2 protein-coding genes are annotated in these 2615 nt (G+C 37.7%); both read left to right on the top strand.

Features of this window, described 5'->3' with window-relative positions; translation table 11 throughout:
• Positions 1 to 284, top strand: a 284-nt coding sequence (locus HMPREF9402_RS14830) for a DUF255 domain-containing protein (protein ID WP_238526669.1), incomplete at its 5' end; no start/stop codon positions are given.
• On the top strand, positions 274 to 2118 hold the full coding sequence (locus tag HMPREF9402_RS13830) for a thioredoxin domain-containing protein (RefSeq protein ID WP_009607734.1): 1845 nt from the start codon (positions 274 to 276) through the stop codon (positions 2116 to 2118). The genes HMPREF9402_RS14830 and HMPREF9402_RS13830, both read left to right, overlap by 11 nt.
• Positions 2119 to 2615: the final 497 nt, after the last annotated feature.

Below are 2615 nucleotides of genomic sequence, written 5' to 3'. Positions count from 1 at the left end.
GAGGCTCATCCCTTTTTAACGATTCCCTTATTATTTATCATATCTCCGCCAAAATGACTCAAACTAATTCAGACAACAATTCTGAAGGAAGTGAAGATATGACGAAACAAGCCAATCATTTAATACATGAAAAATCCCCCTATCTCTTACAGCATGCCTATAATCCTGTCAACTGGTATCCTTGGAATGATGAAGCCTTTACCAAAGCAAAAGAAGAAGACAAACCCATTTTTTTTAAGCATCGGGTACTCAACTTGTCATTGGTGTCATGTCATGGAGCATGAATCTTTTGAAGATGAGGACGTTGCCACCTATTTAAATGAACACTTTATCTCGATTAAAGTGGATCGTGAAGAAAGACCCGATATCGATACGGTTTATATGAGTATTTGCCAAGCTTTAACCGGACAAGGGGGATGGCCACTCACCATTTTCATGACACCGACTCAACAAGCTTTTTATGCGGGAACTTATTTTCCAAAAACAAGCCGCTATGGCCGACCAGGATTTCTCGATGTTTTAAAAACCATTGACTTCAATTGGAATCATCATCGAGCTAAAGTAACGGACATTACCAAACAGATTGCATCTCACTTCAAAGACCTAGAAGGAATAGAGACTGAAGGGGATTCTTTATCCATGGCCATTATTCAAAACGGGGTCAATCAGCTAAAGCAAAGCTATGATCCACGATTTGGTGGCTTCGGAACCGCACCAAAATTTCCGACACCACACAAACTCATGTTTTTGCTTCGTTATGATGAACAAACAAAGGACAAGTCTGTCCAAGACATGGTGACTCAAACACTCGATCACATGTACAAAGGTGGAATTTTTGATCATCTTGGGTATGGCTTTTCACGTTATTCAACGGATGAAATCTGGCTCGTTCCCCATTTTGAGAAAATGCTATACGATAATGCGCTTCTTATGATTAGTTATACTGAAGCCTATCAAGTGACGCGTGAACCTCGTTACCTAAGTATTGCGATGCAAACCGCAGAGTATGTCTTAACTCAATTAACTAGTCCTGAAGGTGGATTTTATTGTGCAGAAGATGCGGATAGTGAAGGGGAAGAAGGTAAATTCTATGTCTTCACGCCAGCAGAAATCATCCAGATTCTAGGACCTGAAAAGGGACACTGGTTTAATGAGTTTTATAATGTCACAGAAGAGGGGAACTTTGAAGGAAAAAATATCTTAAATCGACTACATCATAAAAAACTAGAACTAGACATCAAAGAACTAGAGGCCTGCCGTGAAACATTACTCACCTACCGATTAGAACGAACACATCTTCATAAAGACGATAAAATCTTAACCTCTTGGAATGGCTTAATGATTGCCGCCTTTGCTAAACTCTATGGACAAACACAAAAGATGATTTACCTAGACGCCGCCTCAAAAGCTGTCACCTTTATTAAACAACACCTCTTTGATGAAACACGACTCTTAGCGAGATACCGAGAAGGGGAGAGTCATTTTAAAGCTTATCTCGATGACTATGCCTTCTTGTCATACGGACTAATCGAACTTCATCAAAGTACCGCAGAAGTGGAGTATTTAGAACTGGCGATTCAATTAAACAAAGAGATGTTAGACTTATTCAAAGATGAAGCGGGTGGGTTTTATCTAACGGGACATGACGCTGAAACCTTAATGCTAAGACCGAAAGAGTTATATGATGGAGCCATGCCATCTGGTAATTCAGTCGCCGCATACAATCTCATTCGTCTAGCCAAACTCACAGGTGATACCTTATTTGAAACAGAAGCTGAAAAACAAATTCAGTACCTAGCCAAACAAGTGAAGCACTATGAAATGAATCATACCTTCTACTTAATCGCTGCTTTATTCGCGCTAAGTGACACCAAAGAACTCATGATCACCGTGCCAAAACAAGAACAAATTAAAGAGATTCTCAAACAACTGAATGAAACACCTCACTTTAATACCACCCTTTTATTTAAGACACCTGAAAATCAAACCCAACTCTCAAAACTCGCACCATACACAAAAGACTACCCAATCGGTGATCAACCAACGTACTATCTTTGTTCAAATGGGACTTGTCAGGCACCAACCTCATCCTTAGAAAGTTTAAAAAACATTCTTTAATCAAAAAGGTGATTTCCAAACACTTGGAAATCACCTTTTTCAGGAAATGACTAAAAAGACAAATGAAAACAAAAATTTGAAACTCTTGATGGTCAAGAACGAAGAGCTTACAAAATGTTTAAAATTCATATTCCTTCGCCCAGATGGAGAATTAGAAACCTTAATTCTAGATGACTTAAAGCAATTACAACTTGATGATATTCCTAATTTATAAATCGCAATCAAAGAATATTTTATTTGACAATATATAAAAATTTGCGAAAAAGACTTACACTAATGAGCAACATATCCTACACCTTAACTTTTTTTGAGTCCCTGAGTTGTCAATTTAAATCAGACAATTATTCATCACAAACTAAGCAATTGGAAGGAGTGAATCTAATCCAGTTGCTTTTTTCATGATTTCTTCTGGTGTGTAATAGTTTAAAGATCTTCTGGGTACACGATTATATTTCATCGCAATTTCATTTAATTTCTTTTGTGAATGTACGGATAAG

Origin of the sequence: Turicibacter sp. HGF1 (genome assembly GCF_000191865.1) — a bacterium.
GTDB classification, from domain to species: Bacteria; Bacillota_I; Bacilli_A; order MOL361; family Turicibacteraceae; genus Turicibacter; species Turicibacter sanguinis.
Note: the sequence above shows the minus strand (reverse complement) of the source record. Positions and strands in the feature narration are given on the sequence as shown.

Coding starts and splice junctions, on each gene's coding strand:
- HMPREF9402_RS13830 (WP_009607734.1), top strand. CDS start 274: ATGGAGCATGAATCTTTTGAAGATGAGGACGTTGCCACCTATTTAAAT.